Raw genomic sequence first — 16,888 nt, 5'->3', positions numbered from 1 at the left:
TTCTACGTCACGGCATGAAACGTCTAACTAAAATGAGTATGCGCCCCAGGTGCTTGAGGCACTGAAATATCTGTTTCGCAAAATTCTTTCAAAATGCTCAGTTCTCATATTCATTTTAGTGTTTGTTGTAAGCCGTCTATTCAGTTACTTTTTCCATCCATAAATCGATTGCCGCCATTTGCTGATCACTTTGGCAATGCTTTTTTGCTAATTCAAGGTATTCTCTTGATTTTGCTTTGTCTTCTTTAAGTGCGTACACAATTCCAATGTTCGTCAATGTGATATCGTCCTCAGGCGCAAATTCCAGAACATTTTTAAATACCTCAATTGCTTCATCATGTTTTTGAAGTTGAAGAAGTGCTGTCCCGTGATTCGCATGAACTTTCATTCTTTGGTCTGAGGTTCTTGCAATAGGTACAATTTTCAGGTAAATTTTAGATGCTTCTTCAAATTGTTGATTTTGAAAGTACTCGTTTCCGAGTTCCAATGCATTGTCAAATGCATCATTCTTGATCAGACTATCAACTGCTGAATTGACTTTGCTAGAAGAATTAGAATAAATTCCTAGAATGCCTAGCAAATAGTAATAGCGATCATTTGTTTCTTGGGAAGGGGTAAATTTTTCTAGTAATATACCAGCCTCAGTATAGCTGCTATAAGAAAGGAATTGATTTACCATTGATAAATAATTTTCTGGATAAATCTTAAGAGCTTCAATTAATTCTTCTCGATCTTCATTCTTAGTAAACCCAGGTGCTCCGAACATTGAATTGTCAACCATTAATACCACTTCTTCACAAGCCAGTTGAATATAATTCATGTACGTACTGTTCGTGTTTTTTGGGCATTTTTTTAGGCATTCGAGCAAGTAATCAACAGCGCCTTCCTTATCTCCAGTCTTATATAGTCCAAAGGCCAAATTGTTGTATGGTTCGGGATATGCCGTATCAAAACTGATTGACTTCTTAGCATGTTCAATGCCCTTGTTGAACTGTCCATTTTGGATAGATATCATTGACATATAATTGTGGGCAATTGGATTTGTTTTTTTTAGGTCAAGTGATCGAGTAAAATAGTATTCCGGACTATTTAACTCAACCGAGGGATTGAGCTGTTTGACTACTCCAACATAATTATTAATGATATAACTTGATTCATCATAGTTGGATTTCAAAATCTCCGTTAATCTCTTAGACTCACCTTGAACCTGACTCAAGTAATAATCCGAAAATTGGTAATATCGGTTATAATCATAATTTAAATGACTACAAATAGCGGCTAAGTACAAATAATCAAATTCTTCATTTGCTAAGTTCTCTGCCTCTTTGGATGCTTCGGCATATTCCTCTTTAGATAATAGTTTCCAGAATGTATCTTGTCCGTTAGACAAAGTCCAACTGAATAAAAGAACTACAAGTAATAATATGTTTTTTCTCATTTCCAATATGGCTTACAACATCCGTATATGTTTCACCAGTGAAACCTATACGCCTTATAATTCTCGCTAGCCATTTTATTAAACGTTTAGTTACAGCTAGCAATTTTTCAGTCTCCAAAATAACGGAATAAAGTGGGCTCGGCAAGTACAGCTATTTTTTCATACACAAGAAAATGCATCAATGCCCCTCCACCCAATTTCCAAAAATCCAGTTGCCGGCAGCACCCGGGTCTGACGATTGGAAGAACTCGTCTACTGCCTGAATCAATTCCTCCCGGCTAATCAGTCCATCGCCATCTAGATCGATTAAATCAAACGCCTTAGCTGAGTTGGCCTTGTACAGACCATACGCATGAAACATGTCCATGTACTCCTTTCGGTCGATGAACCCATTTTTATCCTGATCAAACAAGGAAAACAAATAATCCACTGTCTGATGAATGTATTCATTCGGTCCGGACACCACCTTTTGCTGAAAAAATGCCAGCCATTCTACTCTCGTAAGAGATGCCGTCTCCTTTCCCAGATCCTCTAAAATCTGAAAAAAGAGCCTGTACGATTTTACTTTGATGGACAACCGTGCCGTGGAGTGCCGATCCAGACCAATCTCGTCAGAAAGTGCTTCTCCTACCAGTGTGAAATCATCTTCCTCCAGTATGCTGTTGTCATTTCGATCCAGCACTCGGAAGAAATGCACGATTTTTTGTTCCTGAATCTCGGTCATGGCTTATTAGTTAATCGTCTATTAAGATACGAAGAGACCACCATACTTCCTTTAGGAAAGGACAAAAAGAGGCGATTCAAACTCACTGATTATTGGTGCATGGCTTTCTCCCCGGATGATTGAGACACTACATTGGACCAGTCTTCATCATAAAAAGCCCTGATCTCCTCCAGTTCTTCTGGATCGATCAACCTTCTCCTAATCCACCCACCAGGTATCAGTGCCGCTCCATATAATATCAAGTGATAAAAAGCCCACACCGGTCGGTAAAGCAGCCAATGCAGCACTTTATTTGACCTGCCTTTTGGAACTCGTCTGATAAAAGTCCGGCAAAACCATTGCAAGACGACCAACTGCTTGTCAGCAAATGACGCATGTACTTTTCGAAAACTCATTCGCGGAGCAGTCAGACCTATGTAGTCCGTCAGTCTCTTGACAAACGCCTCTGGAGCTTCTTGCAACTCATCATAAACCATCACCAGCGGTTTATTTCCCGTGATCTTCTGAATCATCTCCATTTTTGGCTGATAGTAAAGCTCCTCCTTTTTCCAAAAACCCTGATCATTCTTCAGATCAATGAATTGGTTAAACTCCATGAGCCAACCATTCTTCACTCGCCGGCGGTACTGGGAAGCGATCCAGTCGTCTTGCCGCCTCACACAAAGGATCACATGTACATTGGAGACATCCGCACAGAACCATCGCAGCTCCTCCTCCAGCTGTTGATCAAACTCCCTGGAAACAAGCACGTTTTGACCTTGAGTTTGTGCAATGATGGTTTTGGAGCGTCGATATTGAGACGGTTTGATGTAGCAGATGCCTTGCAATTTGGGAAAAAGCTGATGCTGCAAAAAAGTGGAAGCCACCTTTCCTAAACCCACATGAAAAAAGACCTTTTTTCGCTTCGACATCTCGCTAAACTAATCACTTTACCCCCAAATAATGTGTTAACACAATTTATCCAATTGAGTCTGATGAAAAGCTATCAGACCGTAACTGAAACGTCATCAGCTGACGAATGCTTTGCATTGTCAGGACGGTCCGCCGCTGCGGTAACCCTGACAAATAATTCTGAAATTCAGAATTATTTCGTCAATATTTAATAGAATATTTCGCTTGAATACTCTAAATATTCTATTGAATACTCAGGTGTTATTTTCATACCAGGATAATGATTCGTTTATTTGCAGCCCAAACAAAACGCTTCCACCCCTCGTCATTTTGTTTGTAACAATCGGATAATGTTTAGCTAATAATTACTTAATTTCGCTATTCCCTTGAATAACCATTTGACCATTCAACCATTGTATAGCTCTAGTGAGAATCTTGTGAAAAAGAGTAAGACTAACTGGAAAAACGTAATCCTGGCTTTGGAAATCGGCGTGTTGCTCGGTTTCCTGCTACTGGTGGTCCTCAACCATTTCTATCACTTCCTACTGTAGGCAAGTACACCATCCTCCTCAAGCAGAAGTACTGCAGATTGTGAGCTCTCCCGGTGCTGGCTGTAAATCCCCAGATCACCTGAGTCTCCCCTTCAAATATATCTTTGATCAGATCCCGCTTCATCTTTACCACCTGCACACCATCCCAGAATACCTTCACCAGCTGACTTTGCGGATCCCAGCGAAAGCGGAAATCATGTAACCGGTCATCCTCCATGTTGTAAGTGTCGTTTCCATCATTCCAGTAAGATTCATGCCTACTGACCCCATTTTCCAGATAGGCCACATGATCACAGGCAGGGTCATTTTGAAATCCATTCTGGTACGTATCAAACTCTACCGCTACAGACGGGTCAATGGAATTGCCCGGACGAAATGGATTGAACCGCCCATAGCCCATGCACTCACCCCATTGGCCGAAAGCCTCATAACCACGAACGTCGTTGTGAATGACAAATGTGATCCCGTCAGCCCCAAGGTCTTTATCGCCCAAATACAGATCGAATTGAATTTCGAAAAACTGCGTTAAGTCGAGTTTTTGGTAATTGTAGGCTAGTCCTTCTGAATAGGGCTCATCAGGAGTCAGCTGGATGCAACCATTGGCCATGTTACCCGCTGTGCCCAGAAAATAATACTGTGCATTAGCGGAAGCCAAATACATCGTGAATGAGATGGAAAAGACGAGTTTGAAAAACGGTTTCATGAAATGTATAACGACCTGTGAACCAAAATGATTTGAGTTGCCAATTTTCGGTCACACCACAGACAGAAGTAAGTCGTTCCTATTAGATTTGCGGGATGGCAAGTGAAGTGCAGGCAGACTATCTCAATGAACTGAACCCTCCCCAGCGTGAAGGAGTAATCAATACCGAAGGCCCTACGATGTTGATCGCCGGTGCAGGATCGGGAAAAACCCGGGTACTGACCTATCGGATAGCTCATTTGATGAAACACCACAATGTGGACCCGTTCAATATCATGGCCCTGACCTTTACCAACAAGGCTGCTCGGGAAATGCGCGATCGGATCGAACGAATCGTGGGGAATGAAGCCAAAAACCTGTACATGGGCACGTTTCACTCCGTTTTTGCCCGAATCCTTCGGTCTGAGGCATCCAAGCTTGGTTACCCGAGTAATTTCACCATCTACGATACAGATGACTCCAAAACGCTTATCAAGCAAATAGTGAAGGAGATGAAGCTGGACGACAAGCTGTACAAAGCCAATGTGGTCTATAACCGCATCTCGGCAGCTAAGAATCGACTCGTCTCCTGGAGGGAATACATCAACAATCCGATCTATGCGGAAGACGATGCCTCGAATATGCGGCCGGAAATGGGCAAACTGTACCAGACCTATGTGACCCGTTGCTTCAATGCCGGGGCGATGGACTTTGACGACTTGCTGTTCAACACCAATGTGCTTTTTCAGGAGCATCCGGACTCACTCAATAAATATCAACAGCGTTTTCATTACCTGCTCATCGACGAGTTTCAAGACACCAACATTTCGCAATATCTGATCGCAAAGAAGCTAGCTGCGGTTCGCGAAAACATCGCTGTGGTGGGTGATGACGCACAAAGTATCTATGCCTTCCGTGGCGCGGATATTCAAAACATACTGAATTTCGAAAGGGACTATCCAGACCTGAAAGTCATCAAGCTGGAGCAGAACTACCGGTCTACAAAAAACATTGTGAACGCTGCTAACTCGGTCATCAATAAGAATAAGGCACAGCTCAAGAAAAATGTCTGGACTGACAACAAAGACGGTGACCTCATTGAGCTGATCAAAGCCACTTCTGACAATGAGGAAGGCAAGCTAATTGCATCAAGCATCTTTGAAACCAAGATGCAGACTCAGTCAAGCAACAATGACTTTGCGATTCTGTACCGAACGAACAGCCAGTCTCGGGCGATGGAGGAAGCCCTCCGACGCAACAACCTCAAGTACCGCGTGGTAGGTGGACTATCTTTCTACCAACGAAAAGAAATCAAAGACATCATCGCCTACCTGCGCTTTATCGTCAACCCTAATGACGAGCAAGCGATGCGCCGGTCCATCAACCTGCCGAAGAGAGGAATTGGTCCGGGAACAGTAGAAAAGCTAATCGTTGCCTCTGCCGAACAAAACAAGTCGCTCTGGGAGATCATGACACAAGCTACGAAGTATGTTGGCGGGCGCGGCGGTAACCAGGTAGAAGAGTATGTGAACCTGATCAAAAGCTTCCGACTGACATCCGAGAAAAAGGATGCTTACGACACAGCTGCATTGGTAGCAAAGAACTCCGGCTTGCTCAAGGAACTCTATGCCGATAAGAGCATTGAAGGCATGAGCCGGTATGAAAACGTACAGGAATTACTCAATGCGATCAAGGAATTTACCGATGACCAGGAGCGTGAGGATAAGAGCCTTGCCGCATTTCTGCAGGAAGTTACCCTACTCACTGATGAAGATCGGAATGCAAATCCCGAGGAAGCGGTTACACTCATGACCATTCACATGGCCAAAGGTCTGGAGTTTAAATATGTCTACATAGTGGGAATGGAAGAAGAGCTATTTCCTTCCCAGATGATGCTCAGCAGTAGAGCCGATCTGGAGGAAGAGCGTCGACTATTCTATGTGGCCATCACCAGAGCCAAAGAAAAGCTGCACTTGAGCTATGCACTTAACCGCTATCGTTTTGGCCGATTGAAGGCCTGCGAACCCAGTCGATTCCTGGAAGAAGTAGATCCACAATACATCAAGGTGAACAAGAAATTCTCCAGCACAGCACCACTGAGCTCAGCGGAGAGTTATGTAACCAAAAACTTTGTCAATAACCTCAAAAAAGACAAAACCAATCGAAAGTTTGCCTCGGCACCTCAGCATCAACCAAGCCCGGACTTCAAACCAAGTGACACTTCTACTCTGGCTGAAGGTATGAAAGTAGAGCATCCGAAATTTGGATTTGGTACAGTCACTGTGATCGACGCAGATGGTGCCAACCGAAAAGCACGTGTTGACTTTGAAAACGTAGGCGAAAAAACCCTTTTATTAAGCTTTGCAAAACTCAGAATCATTGAAGATTAATTACCACAAGAAACGATTTAAAGCCGTGTCCAATAGCGAATCAGGCGAGGTGGACAGTCAGACTCTTTTTCATTACTCTCAGGAAGGCAATGTGCTATGGGCCATTTATCAGGGTTCTCAGATCAAACTAGGCACCATCACCGGTCTGGTCAATGAAGACGGATCTCTGGAGTTCTCTTACCAGCATGTCAATGAGGAAGGTTCCATTCGCAGTGGTAAGTGTACCTCTACACCTGAGTTGCTGGATGATGGGCGCATCAAGCTTCACGAAAAGTGGCAATGGGATGGCGAAGAAGAAGTGGGCGAGTCTGTGGTAGAAGAAGTTTAGTCAGATTTCAGGTCTAGGTTTAAGGAGTAGACATGCACTCGCTGTGTGTAGTAATAGGTACGATAGATGTCTTTCATCGAATCATATTGCTTGACTGCAAACCCTCCATTCTTTGAATAAAACACATTATCATGAAAGAAAAAGGTATAGCTCGGTGTGTTGAACTGATCATAGAAAACAATCAGACTACCGTCTTTTGGTTGAAATTTTAAATTCCGTTTAGGCCTACTTTTAAAACTATTCTCTAGTCTAAAATTAGTGTCAATTATCTGCTTAAACCCATCTAAAGTCAGGAAGACATCCTTATTGAAAACATCCTTAGGGTCTATTCCATGGTAAGTATAACTCTCTTGTAGCGCATAGGAGTAACAATTTTGCGATGCTGTTTGAATGAATTCCTTTTGCTTCCGGACATCATCGGCAGTAGGGATGTACAGACTATCCCTCAAAAACTTTTGATTGTAAAGTGTATCATAAAGAATGGGATGTTGCAGAACAATGGTTTCAATAGAATCCTCATACCAAGAATTCAAAAGCACAAGATGTTGTTTTTGAACTTCCAAAGTATCTAAAACCCGACTTATCTCTGCTAGCGATTTTGGCCGATACTGTCCAAAGGAAGTCAACAAGACCAGAAATAATACAAGAAAACTACTCAGTTTGATGAACTCATACTTGCTCATCTATTAAAGATACTAAATAATGGGTTTGTATCAATCAAGATCCCAATTCCTTCTTCAACCGACCAATATCTTCAATCAGCCTGGTCATTTCGAGTGGAAGTGTGCCGTTATAAACTCCACGAATATGCTGATCTGCATCCACTAAAACGATGTTTTCGGTGTGTAGGAAATCGCTTTCATCAGTGACGGACTTCCCAAAGCCCTCATCCGCAAAGTAAGAGGTGCGACCTAGTGAGTAGATCAGATCCTTATCTCCCGTGAGCAAGTGCCACTTGTTACTATTGATTTGATTGCGCTCAGCAAATTCTTTGAGCACTGCAACTGAATCTACCCACGGCATTACCGTGTGAGAGACCAGCAGCACATCGTCATCTTCTGGAAAGGCTTCCTGAATGCGCTGCAAGTTATTAGTCATCTTCGGACAAATGGTTGGACAGATGGTAAAGAAGAAGTTGGTCACGTAGATCTTCCCTTTCAGGTCTCCATTGGAGATTTGTTGGCCATCCTGATTAGTCAGGGTAAAATCAGCTACCCGGTGGATACCTTCTACTTTTTCCTGATCAAGCCACTGTGGTGTAAAATTGGCTTCAGTGTAGTACGGTAGATTGATTTCGTTGTTGGCGGATGTACACCCACCAATTATCCAAACTAGCAATAGAAGTAGAAGACTATTTTTCATTGTAAACTGCTGCGGTTAAAGGCTGGATCTCCTCAGAGTCCGTATTGATATTTTTACATCTTTTTAGTCCGACCAGACCGTATCGTCTGCCATCTTCCCGGATCACGTAGTTGGATCTTATCTTACCATCTGAGCGCCACATTTTCTGCACTCCAAATGGCTTTCCATCTTTGAAGTTGGTCAGTTTGGCGAGCTGACCTCCTTCATACCAATCATAGTGTGTCCCGATGTTCGAACCCTTTTCAAACTGATACTTGAATCGGTCAGATCCATCTTCATAAAAACCCTGATGGGTACCATGCTTTTCTCCATATTGGTAACCACGGACATACCTGAGGGTACCATCGGCGTAATAACTTACTTTCTCGCCGTGCTCCTGACCATCCAGATACGGCGTTTTTTCATTAACAGCGCCAGTGGCATATCGATCAATCAGGTAACCTGAAAAAGGTTCATCAGCCAAATACAGAATACCATTCTGGTGATGCAAGGCAGGATTATTCGAGGATACCTGTGTATCTGGTACCCTCGAACATCCTACGAGCAAAAAAGTAGTAAGTATAAATAAGAATCGCATTACTGAGTGATTGTGCCTGGCTCACCGTAGAATCCATCGCCATTGATCCAAGGCAAGTCCTCTGTGATGTGGTAATGGTAGATACCATCAGGAAACTCTGCAGTAGCCGAAACATGTCCGTGGTAATCATCCAAATCATCATTGGTCACAGTCTGGCCATTTTCCTCTGGGCCATACACTGGGAATCCATCTAATAATAGACCTAGAAACGACTCTTTGTCTAATTCGTCTTCTGTCAACCAAATAGGTTCTATGTGATAATGATAATCACCACCTTGAGCTGGATGTCCCTCGTATTGATCAAACGTATTTAATTCCTCCAAAATGTCATCTCCAGGAGCTGCCTGCTGGTTAAAGAATGCCACACTGTTTACAGCTACACCCATTGGCCCCATTGGAGTGGTCTCCTTATTCGTGGCTTCAGTAGGGTATCTTGGGATTTTATAGACATGATCCTGCATTTCTATTGAATTCGGATTCTTCTTGAAGTCTGGATTATTGGGTTCATCATAGTCCTCATACAAGTCATTGCTCTCATCATAATACATGCTCTTGTGATCTGGCTGATTGGCTGACTCTATGGTGATAAACTCATCACCTACTGATATGACAAGCGCATCGTCGTTGTAAAACTTATCTACCAGAATACTGATATCGATTCGATCTCCATCACCATTATCGTCATTATCATCATCATTGTCATCCTGATCGTCTCCATTATTCTGATCATCGTTTGGATCGTCATCCGTCTGATCTTTATCGTCTTGCTTGGTTACTTCGTCCCCCATTTCACCTTCTGAAGCGCACGAGGCAAGGAGAAATGCTACTAAAAGCACTGGCGTGAATAAATTTCTAGAAATTTTTAACATGTTGGTTTTTCGTTGATTTACTGGTGAAAAGGCAAACTGTCAAAAAACCCTACCCGGTCCAATAAAAAAAGAGGCTGTCTCAAAAGTGAACCAATCTCGATAATTGTCACATTGAGCTTGTCGAAATGTACTTAATAGCACGATAATTGGTTTCGACAGGCTCAACCTGACATTCGGGAATTACTTTTGAGACAGCCTCTTGGAAAGTTTACTCGGAGACCAGGACTCTCACTCCATAGCTCTGCGGGTCGTCAGGTGGAGGTGCATTCCACCTGGAAAAACTGTGTGAACCATCCGATTCGTAATAGACGCTATAATCTCCTGAAGGTAACGTAATGGTCTCTGTGACCCGTCTGTTCTTGCGGGCACCACCTGCATGCTCTGTTTCGTAATAATCCATTTCCCAGACTATTCGACCGGTATCCATATTTTTGATCCATGCGGTATCATTCATGCGACCGTCTGACCCCTCTCCCATAGCAATCACGGTAATTTTAGTCGTATTTTCCAGACTGAATCGCTCTCTACGATAATCCCTATCAGAGATCATGTTGATTTCTACCACCACATTGGAAGCTGTGTACGAATCCTCATCAAAATAGGAAATTGCACTGAGATCTGCCTCGTCCACCGCCCAGAGTGTGATGCCCCAGTGCTCTTCATCATCTGGTCTGGAACTGTTCCAGGAGTTGTAGGCATGAGAGCCATCTGTGCGGTAATAGGCGATATATTTGCCTTTCGGCAATTTGATTTTGTCGTTGACCAGGCGGTTTTTTTCTGCACCACCTGCTCGCTCAGATCGGTAGGGGCGCATCTTCCAAACGGTTTCGCGAGTATCAGCGTCCACAATCCATCCATAATCTGCCATCTCATCATCATGACCTCTCTCACCGATGCAAAGGATACGCAAGTCCATGTCTTTTTTAACATCAAAGCCTTTAGAGACCAACTCATAATTTCGCACACGCGTCAATTCGACAACCGGCTCAAGGGTCTTCGGAGCCTTGTAAGGAATAATGTTGGCTTTATCTGCAGTGGTGGCTGGATATACCGCCACTCCCCAGAATTGGGGATCATCAGGTGGTAGTGCATTCCACTTCCCATAAGCATGTGAATCATCCGTACGGTAACTGATCACATAAGCACCAGCAGGTAGTTCAATGGTTTCATCCAATTTGATATTCTTTTCTGCGCCTCCTGCATACCTAGTATTGCGATAGCTCATCTCAAAGACTCGCTCACGAGTGTTGGCGTCATAGATCCACATGTAGTCAAATATGGCATCTTTCCTGCCTTCACCAACAGCGTAAAGTCTCAAGTTGGTATCGTCAGACAAAGCAAAACCTTGCTCAAACAATTCCTCATCTTTTGCTCTTACAAAATAGGCAATGGCATCTTTGAGGTTTGAACCCAGGGCATCACCTATTTCTACCTCTTTCACTCCATCACCTCTCACCTGCACAAATAAATCCTCTTGAACTGAGCGACGAAAATCATTACGCTCCCTGGTAGAAAAAATCTCTTCCAGTAAATCTCCCAGGTCCTCAATACCCCATTCTCCACCCCAACCATAGCTATGATGGGCACCTGTAAAGTACAACTCATAAGTTCCCGGACTTAGCTGTATGGATTCCGAAATATCATATTTCCCGCGTTCGTCTTCCAGGTCATCTCTATCTCTGATGTCGTCGTAAGCATGCCAGACTACTCTGCGCGTCTTGCTATCCAAAATCCATCCGTAATAGATCAGGAGTTTGTAATCGTCTCTAAATACTCCACCAGTACCACTAATCTCCAGATTGGTATTTTGGGTTACCTGAAATGCTCGCACTTCTAATGATTGGGGATGTACATCACGGAGAGTGATGGTCTGTGCCTCTACAAGATGGCAACAAGCATAGGCTAATGCTATTAGATAATACTTCATTCGCTTTTACTTATTTCAAGTGGTTGGTCTGCGGTTCACCGCAGCAAATTCAAACGTAAAAACAGAAGAAACTGTTTCACAACTACATATGGAGATTGGAGTGAAGTTACAATGGACCGAACGGCTCTCCATCGTTTACGCCTGCTAAACCAATAATACGCCTCCAATAGGCTAATGTAGGACCGGCCTCTTCGGCTATCAACCAATGACCGAATGGCCTCTGTGAAATCCAATAAAGGAGCCACTTCCTCTGATGACCTGACGTTGTAAGTGCCAGAATGAAGAGGCGATCTCTCAAAGGTCTTTGTACTCCGCAACCTCAGCAACAGTTCGCGATCCTCACCATAGTGCATTTGCTCATTGAATCGAGATGAATCAAAGACTGAGCGCTTAAAAAGCATGCTGAAAATAGGCGGCATGTACTGCAGGAAAAATCCCCAGTGGCTCGTCAACCGATGTGCATAAGTTTGATCAAGCCAATCGTTATAGGCTGCAACTCTCTGAAAATGAATACTGGACAGATCTCCTACTACTGACCCAGCAGCGATGAGTATATCCGCCTGTCCGATCTCCTGAACAGCACTTGCCAAATAGTCTGGAGCCAGCAGGTCATCATCATCCAAAAAAACCAGGTAGTCTCCCCTGGCTAGATCAATCCCCACGTTGCGAGCCTTAGATACGCCAGCCTTAGATTCCAAATGATGGATAGCGATCTCCGGATACTCATGGAACAGCTCCCCTAACGGCTCGATTGCTCCACCATCATTCACCACAATCACTTCCACCTCAGTATGTGTTTGGCTCAAAGCACTGCTGACTGCCTGGTGGAGTTGGTCCGGACGATTGTAGGTAGGAATGATTACGGAGACCAGCTGTGACATATCTTCCAGCAATTTATTCGGTTTATCGCAATCAGATCATGGAAGGATTCGTAAAATTGCGCTGAACCATGGCTGACCAGGACAAGATCATATTACCACCCAGGTATTATCTGGACTACTTCAAATACCTCCTTGAGTTCATCTCTGAAGGATCAGGTCACTTATTGTCCGATGACGATCAAAGCTTCATTGCTCTTTTTGAGAGTCTCAGTGAAGATGCCCAATGCTTACTAGTGCGCATGCTCAACCGCAAAGGTGAATACTTCCGCCTGGAGAAGTTGGTCTATGAAGAAATAGGAAATATCCCGATGGCTGCCCAGGAATTGGTCGAAGCTGAATTGGTTTCCCTGGATCCGCCCAATGATTTTCTTCTTTTTCATCTCTTTACTAAATCAGAGCTCAATCAGCTTTATCCCCGTCGAGATTTCGCTAAAAAATACAAGGACGACATCCTCATTGAGTTGGCTGAAGCGAATGCCCCTGGAGACTATGATGAGCTCAGAGAAAAGCACACCATCATACAGCTGTTGATACAGGAACAGATCGAGTACCTCAAACTACTCTTTTTTGGACATGCTCATGGAATGATGACTGAGTTTGTGATCCGTGACATTGGCAATGTGAAGTTGGAAAATATGGATGACGTCACTTTCACTCCCTGGTTTGATAGCATCGAAGAAGCTAAAAGTGTTTTTGAGCTGTATAAATGGGACCGAACCATCAAGCATGCCATCCCTGTCCTACTACCAGAAGAAATTGGCGAGCTCACCGGATCCGTGAACTGGAGCATTTACCTGAACCATCCGAAAAGCAGAAAGATTGGTGACAAGTTCATGCTCCGGCTCGGAGAATATTTTGAGAAAACCGGGCTACTGGAAGAAGCACTTACCTATTACAGTCTGGCACGGAAACATCCGGCTCGCGAACGACGCATTCGTATTCATGAGAAGCTTGATGATTTGGACACAGCGAAAGAGTTAGCAGAAATCGCCTTTGAATCCCCCTTCAACGCCAGCGAGAAGATTTTCGCAAAGGACTACCTGGAAAAAAAGTCCAAAAGAAACTACCGCAGTACCACTGCAAAAATCAACCTTAGTCCAGAGATAGTCATAGTAGAACCAGTCGGCCATCGGGTAGAGCAGCACGCTCTCCATTACTATGATGCCTTGGGTTACCAGGGCACACACTCGGAAAATTACCTGTGGCGAAGTTTATTTGGACTGATATTTTGGGACGAATTGTTTGGAAAGCAACATGCCACTTTCCATCATCCATTGCAGCGTATGCCAAGTGACCTTCACTCAGAGGATTTCTATCTCAACCGCAAAAAGCATCTGGAAAAGCACTTGAAGCAGTTTAGAAGTAGAAAGCAATTTTTGGCATTTTTGGATTCTATGCACCAATCAAAACAAGGAATCAACAACCCACTTGTCGGGTGGCATGAATCTCTACCAGGCACACTTCAGGCCTGCATACAGCATGTTCCTTTGAAAGGATTGAAAGCAGTCCTGTTGGAAATGGCCAAGAATGTGAAAGACAACAGCACCGGATTTCCAGACTTATTTATCTGGAACGATAGCACTTACCATTTTTACGAAATCAAATCCCCGAATGATCACCTTTCTGCGCAGCAATTATTTTGGATTGACTTCTTCGAGGAGCAAAAAATCAAAGCGGATATCCTTCGGGTGAAATACGAGAATTAAGTTTCCAGGTGCTTTTCTGAGTAGGATCATTTCTCAGGTCATTATTCTGAATTATCTTATTGACTCAAATCAACAACCTATGAACATACTCATGCTGGGGTGGGAGTTTCCACCATCTATTTCAGGAGGACTAGGAGTAGCCAGTCAAGGATTGGCTGAGGCATTGGCTGCCAAAGGCCATCACGTAACCTTCCTACTTCCCAAAAAGAATCAAACCCAGGTGAGTCAAAACGTACAACTGGTGGATGCCTCTGCGCTCACACCAGACATTGATTTCTGGAAAGAGAAAAAAGTCTATTCCGAAACACTTGCTGAGACCTCCATTGGCACATTATTGATGCCCTATTTAGCACCAGAAGTATTTGAAGAGGTTCGAGAAGTCACTAGAAAACGAGTAGCATTGAAGTCTACCGAGGAGTCTGAGCTGCTCGAACAAATAGAGCTTACGGGAACCTACGAGGGAAACCTTCATGCCGAAATACTTAAATATGCATTACTAGCTGTTCAGGTAGCTCAGCAAACTAAACCAGATGTGGTTCACGCTCATGATTGGATCACTTTCAGAGCTGCGGTACTGATCAAAAAGACGTTTGGCACTCCGGTTATTCTTCATACGCATAGCATCGAACAGGACAGAAATGGTGTCTATGCACAGCAGCACGTGATGTCTGAGGAAAAAACTGGGTTTGAGCAGGCCGATAGGATTATTGCAGTAAGCCAGAAGCTAAAATATGCCATTGTCGGAGCCTATGGCATTCCATCTGACCGGATTGAAGTCATCCCCAATGTACTACGGATCAAGGGTTCAAAATCCCCATCGACAAACCCAAAGCACATTGCTTTCGTTGGGCGATTGACTCATCAGAAAAGCCCATCGATCTTCATCGATCTGGCCAGAGACTTATCTTCTAAAGGACATGAATTTACCTATTCGATCATTGGAGATGGTTATTTGAGAGGAGATTTAGAAAGCCGGGTGATCGCTTCCAATTTTTCCAATCGAGTGCGGTTTACAGGTTTTTTGGAACGCTCAGAACTACTCAAGCTACTGAATACAGTCGATCTGCTAGTGGTACCTTCTGCTAGCGAACCCTTTGGGTTGGTGGCACTTGAAGCAATCCTCAAGGGTATCCCAGTGGCAGCAGCCAGAGGTATCGGGCTGGGTGAGTTTATCCCGAGTATTCCACAGGTGGAGCGATGGGATCATTACTCCTACGTACAATTAATCGAGCGGCTGATGACCGATGATCATTACCGAGAATACATCACCTCACATTGCCTCAAAGAAGCCAAAAAGCTAACCTGGGAGAAAGCAACTACTCTCACTGAGAAATGCTACCAGAAGGCTGCCGCCAAATAGTAGCCTTTCCTTAGTTTTGGTGGCAAAACAACTTAACCTCTATGCAAAGCTTTTGGGAACGGGAATCGTTTGCTCAATATGACTTAATTGTGATTGGTGCAGGAATCACAGGACTCTCTACGGCCGCCTCGTTTAAAGAAAAACACCCAGCTGCTGATGTCCTCGTCATTGAACAAGGGACACTTCCTTTAGGGGCCAGTACCAGAAATGCCGGATTTGCCTGCTTTGGGAGTATTTCTGAGTTGGCACAAGACCGTAAAACTCTAGGTGATGAGGGTATGGTATCTCTGGTGCAAAGGCGCTGGTCCGGGTTACAAAAAACCATCAGTCGATTGGGTGAAGAGTCCATCGGACTACTCAAGCAAGGAGGTTATGAATTGCTCACTCCTAAAACTTCTTACTACTTAGATGCCATTGATCAAGTCAATCAATTACTGAATCCATTATTTCAAGGTTCAGTTTTCCAACATGCAACAGAAAAGCTCGATGAATTTGGTTTTAGGAACACCTCTGATCTGGTTTACAATCCGCATGAAGCACAGTTGCATACTGGAAAGCTCATGAAGAATCTATCGAGATATTGCGGACAGCTTGGCATTCAGATCATCACAGGTACCAAAGTAGAGCAGATAGAAGAAGAGACTGGACATGCGGTGATCCGGGCGGGTCAACTTGAATTTCTCGGTAGATCGGTAGCCATCTGCACCAACGCTTTCACACCTCAGCTTATCACAGAACAACTGAACATCCAACCAGGTCGAGGAATGGTGTTGCTGGTAAAGCCAGATAAACCCCTTTCATTCCGTGGCACTTTCCATTACGATGAAGGATTCTACTACTTCCGTGATTTCGATGATAAAATCATCTTCGGTGGTGGCCGAAATCTTGCTATGGAGCAGGAATCCACTACTGAATTTGGCATTAACGAAATCATAGAACAAAAACTTATTCAGGACCTAAAAGAAGTGATCATACCGGAAACCCACTTCAAAGTGGAAATGAAATGGTCCGGAATCATGGCCTTTGGTGACACTAAGGCACCGATAGTGAAGCGGTTAGCCCCACGCCAATACCTCGGGGTCCGACTCGGAGGAATGGGTGTGGCACTCGGCAGCCTTGTTGGTGAGGAACTGGCCACTCAAATCTCTCAGGATCATTTTTGAAATTTGTGTTAACTTTTCGGTTTGCAAAAACTCTATTGA

At 43.9% G+C, this 16,888-nt stretch carries 15 protein-coding genes; 5 read left to right on the top strand and 10 right to left on the bottom strand.

Annotated features, from left to right (window positions below):
• Positions 1-136: 136 nt before the first annotated feature.
• From ACO067_RS17265 to ACO067_RS17250, 4 genes are all read right to left on the bottom strand, one after another.
• Positions 137-1,438 (bottom strand): tetratricopeptide repeat protein, encoded by a 1,302-nt coding sequence (locus tag ACO067_RS17265; RefSeq protein ID WP_421876307.1) that lies wholly within the window; start codon positions 1,436-1,438, stop codon positions 137-139.
• A 178-nt stretch (positions 1,439-1,616) separates the two neighbouring features.
• Entirely contained in the window at positions 1,617-2,162 is a 546-nt protein-coding gene (locus ACO067_RS17260) for an EF-hand domain-containing protein (RefSeq protein ID WP_421876305.1), read from the bottom strand.
• Between the two features lie 89 nt (positions 2,163-2,251).
• Entirely contained in the window at positions 2,252-3,073 is an 822-nt protein-coding gene (locus ACO067_RS17255) for a hypothetical protein (protein WP_421876303.1), read from the bottom strand.
• A gap of 502 nt (positions 3,074-3,575) precedes the next feature.
• Positions 3,576-4,307 (bottom strand): L-type lectin-domain containing protein, encoded by a 732-nt coding sequence (locus tag ACO067_RS17250; RefSeq protein WP_421876301.1) that lies wholly within the window; start codon positions 4,305-4,307, stop codon positions 3,576-3,578.
• Between the two features lie 95 nt (positions 4,308-4,402).
• Here ACO067_RS17250 and ACO067_RS17245 point away from each other — a divergent pair, with 95 nt between their 5' ends.
• Positions 4,403-6,676, top strand: a complete 2,274-nt coding sequence (locus ACO067_RS17245) for an ATP-dependent helicase (RefSeq protein WP_421876299.1) — start codon at positions 4,403-4,405, stop codon at positions 6,674-6,676.
• The gene (locus ACO067_RS17240) at positions 6,666-7,004 is read left to right on the top strand and encodes a n-acetylglutamate synthase (protein WP_421876297.1); all 339 of its coding nucleotides are present in this window, start codon (positions 6,666-6,668) and stop codon (positions 7,002-7,004) included. Before ACO067_RS17245 ends, ACO067_RS17240 begins: the two co-directional genes overlap by 11 nt.
• Here ACO067_RS17240 and ACO067_RS17235 read toward each other — a convergent pair.
• From ACO067_RS17235 to ACO067_RS17210, 6 genes are all read right to left on the bottom strand, one after another.
• Positions 7,001-7,687 carry a hypothetical protein gene (locus ACO067_RS17235; RefSeq protein WP_421876295.1) on the bottom strand — a complete coding sequence of 229 codons (687 nt, stop codon included), beginning with the start codon at positions 7,685-7,687 and terminating at the stop codon, positions 7,001-7,003. The two genes, ACO067_RS17240 and ACO067_RS17235, sit on opposite strands and share 4 nt — an antisense overlap.
• A 34-nt stretch (positions 7,688-7,721) precedes the next feature.
• On the bottom strand, positions 7,722-8,366 hold the full coding sequence (locus tag ACO067_RS17230) for an SCO family protein (RefSeq protein WP_421876293.1): 645 nt from the start codon (positions 8,364-8,366) through the stop codon (positions 7,722-7,724).
• Complete coding sequence (locus ACO067_RS17225) at positions 8,356-8,943, bottom strand: toxin-antitoxin system YwqK family antitoxin (protein WP_421876290.1); 588 nt, start codon at positions 8,941-8,943, stop codon at positions 8,356-8,358. The genes ACO067_RS17230 and ACO067_RS17225 overlap by 11 nt, the downstream gene beginning before the upstream one ends.
• Positions 8,943-9,812 carry a YHYH protein gene (locus ACO067_RS17220; protein WP_421876288.1) on the bottom strand — a complete coding sequence of 290 codons (870 nt, stop codon included), beginning with the start codon at positions 9,810-9,812 and terminating at the stop codon, positions 8,943-8,945. The genes ACO067_RS17225 and ACO067_RS17220 overlap by 1 nt, the downstream gene beginning before the upstream one ends.
• A gap of 208 nt (positions 9,813-10,020) precedes the next feature.
• The gene (locus ACO067_RS17215; protein WP_421876284.1) at positions 10,021-11,739 is read right to left on the bottom strand and encodes a hypothetical protein; all 1,719 of its coding nucleotides are present in this window, start codon (positions 11,737-11,739) and stop codon (positions 10,021-10,023) included.
• Between the two features lie 35 nt (positions 11,740-11,774).
• Entirely contained in the window at positions 11,775-12,620 is an 846-nt protein-coding gene (locus tag ACO067_RS17210) for a glycosyltransferase family 2 protein (RefSeq protein WP_421876282.1), read from the bottom strand.
• A gap of 68 nt (positions 12,621-12,688) precedes the next feature.
• Between ACO067_RS17210 and ACO067_RS17205 the strand changes: the two genes are divergently transcribed.
• The 3 genes from ACO067_RS17205 (at position 12,689) to ACO067_RS17195 (ending at position 16,849) form a co-directional block, all read left to right on the top strand.
• On the top strand, positions 12,689-14,326 hold the full coding sequence (locus ACO067_RS17205; RefSeq protein WP_421876280.1) for a VRR-NUC domain-containing protein: 1,638 nt from the start codon (positions 12,689-12,691) through the stop codon (positions 14,324-14,326).
• A gap of 79 nt (positions 14,327-14,405) precedes the next feature.
• Positions 14,406-15,686 (top strand): glycosyltransferase family 4 protein, encoded by a 1,281-nt coding sequence (locus tag ACO067_RS17200; RefSeq protein ID WP_421876278.1) that lies wholly within the window; start codon positions 14,406-14,408, stop codon positions 15,684-15,686.
• 41 nt (positions 15,687-15,727) lie between these two features.
• A complete protein-coding gene (locus ACO067_RS17195; protein ID WP_421876276.1) occupies positions 15,728-16,849 on the top strand; it encodes an NAD(P)/FAD-dependent oxidoreductase in 1,122 nt (373 codons plus the stop codon).
• Positions 16,850-16,888: the final 39 nt, after the last annotated feature.

Source organism: Marinoscillum sp. (genome assembly GCF_965229915.1).
Classification (GTDB): domain Bacteria; phylum Bacteroidota; class Bacteroidia; order Cytophagales; family Cyclobacteriaceae; genus Marinoscillum.
Note: the sequence above shows the minus strand (reverse complement) of the source record. Positions and strands in the feature narration are given on the sequence as shown.

Coding starts and splice junctions, on each gene's coding strand:
- ACO067_RS17250 (WP_421876301.1), bottom strand. CDS start 4,307: ATGAAACCGTTTTTCAAACTCGTCTTTTCCATCTCATTCACGATGTAT.
- ACO067_RS17205 (WP_421876280.1), top strand. CDS start 12,689: ATGGCTGACCAGGACAAGATCATATTACCACCCAGGTATTATCTGGAC.
- ACO067_RS17245 (WP_421876299.1), top strand. CDS start 4,403: ATGGCAAGTGAAGTGCAGGCAGACTATCTCAATGAACTGAACCCTCCC.
- ACO067_RS17255 (WP_421876303.1), bottom strand. CDS start 3,073: ATGTCGAAGCGAAAAAAGGTCTTTTTTCATGTGGGTTTAGGAAAGGTG.
- ACO067_RS17220 (WP_421876288.1), bottom strand. CDS start 9,812: ATGTTAAAAATTTCTAGAAATTTATTCACGCCAGTGCTTTTAGTAGCA.
- ACO067_RS17230 (WP_421876293.1), bottom strand. CDS start 8,366: ATGAAAAATAGTCTTCTACTTCTATTGCTAGTTTGGATAATTGGTGGG.
- ACO067_RS17215 (WP_421876284.1), bottom strand. CDS start 11,739: ATGAAGTATTATCTAATAGCATTAGCCTATGCTTGTTGCCATCTTGTA.
- ACO067_RS17210 (WP_421876282.1), bottom strand. CDS start 12,620: ATGTCACAGCTGGTCTCCGTAATCATTCCTACCTACAATCGTCCGGAC.
- ACO067_RS17265 (WP_421876307.1), bottom strand. CDS start 1,438: ATGAGAAAAAACATATTATTACTTGTAGTTCTTTTATTCAGTTGGACT.
- ACO067_RS17235 (WP_421876295.1), bottom strand. CDS start 7,687: ATGAGCAAGTATGAGTTCATCAAACTGAGTAGTTTTCTTGTATTATTT.
- ACO067_RS17200 (WP_421876278.1), top strand. CDS start 14,406: ATGAACATACTCATGCTGGGGTGGGAGTTTCCACCATCTATTTCAGGA.
- ACO067_RS17260 (WP_421876305.1), bottom strand. CDS start 2,162: ATGACCGAGATTCAGGAACAAAAAATCGTGCATTTCTTCCGAGTGCTG.
- ACO067_RS17195 (WP_421876276.1), top strand. CDS start 15,728: ATGCAAAGCTTTTGGGAACGGGAATCGTTTGCTCAATATGACTTAATT.
- ACO067_RS17225 (WP_421876290.1), bottom strand. CDS start 8,943: ATGCGATTCTTATTTATACTTACTACTTTTTTGCTCGTAGGATGTTCG.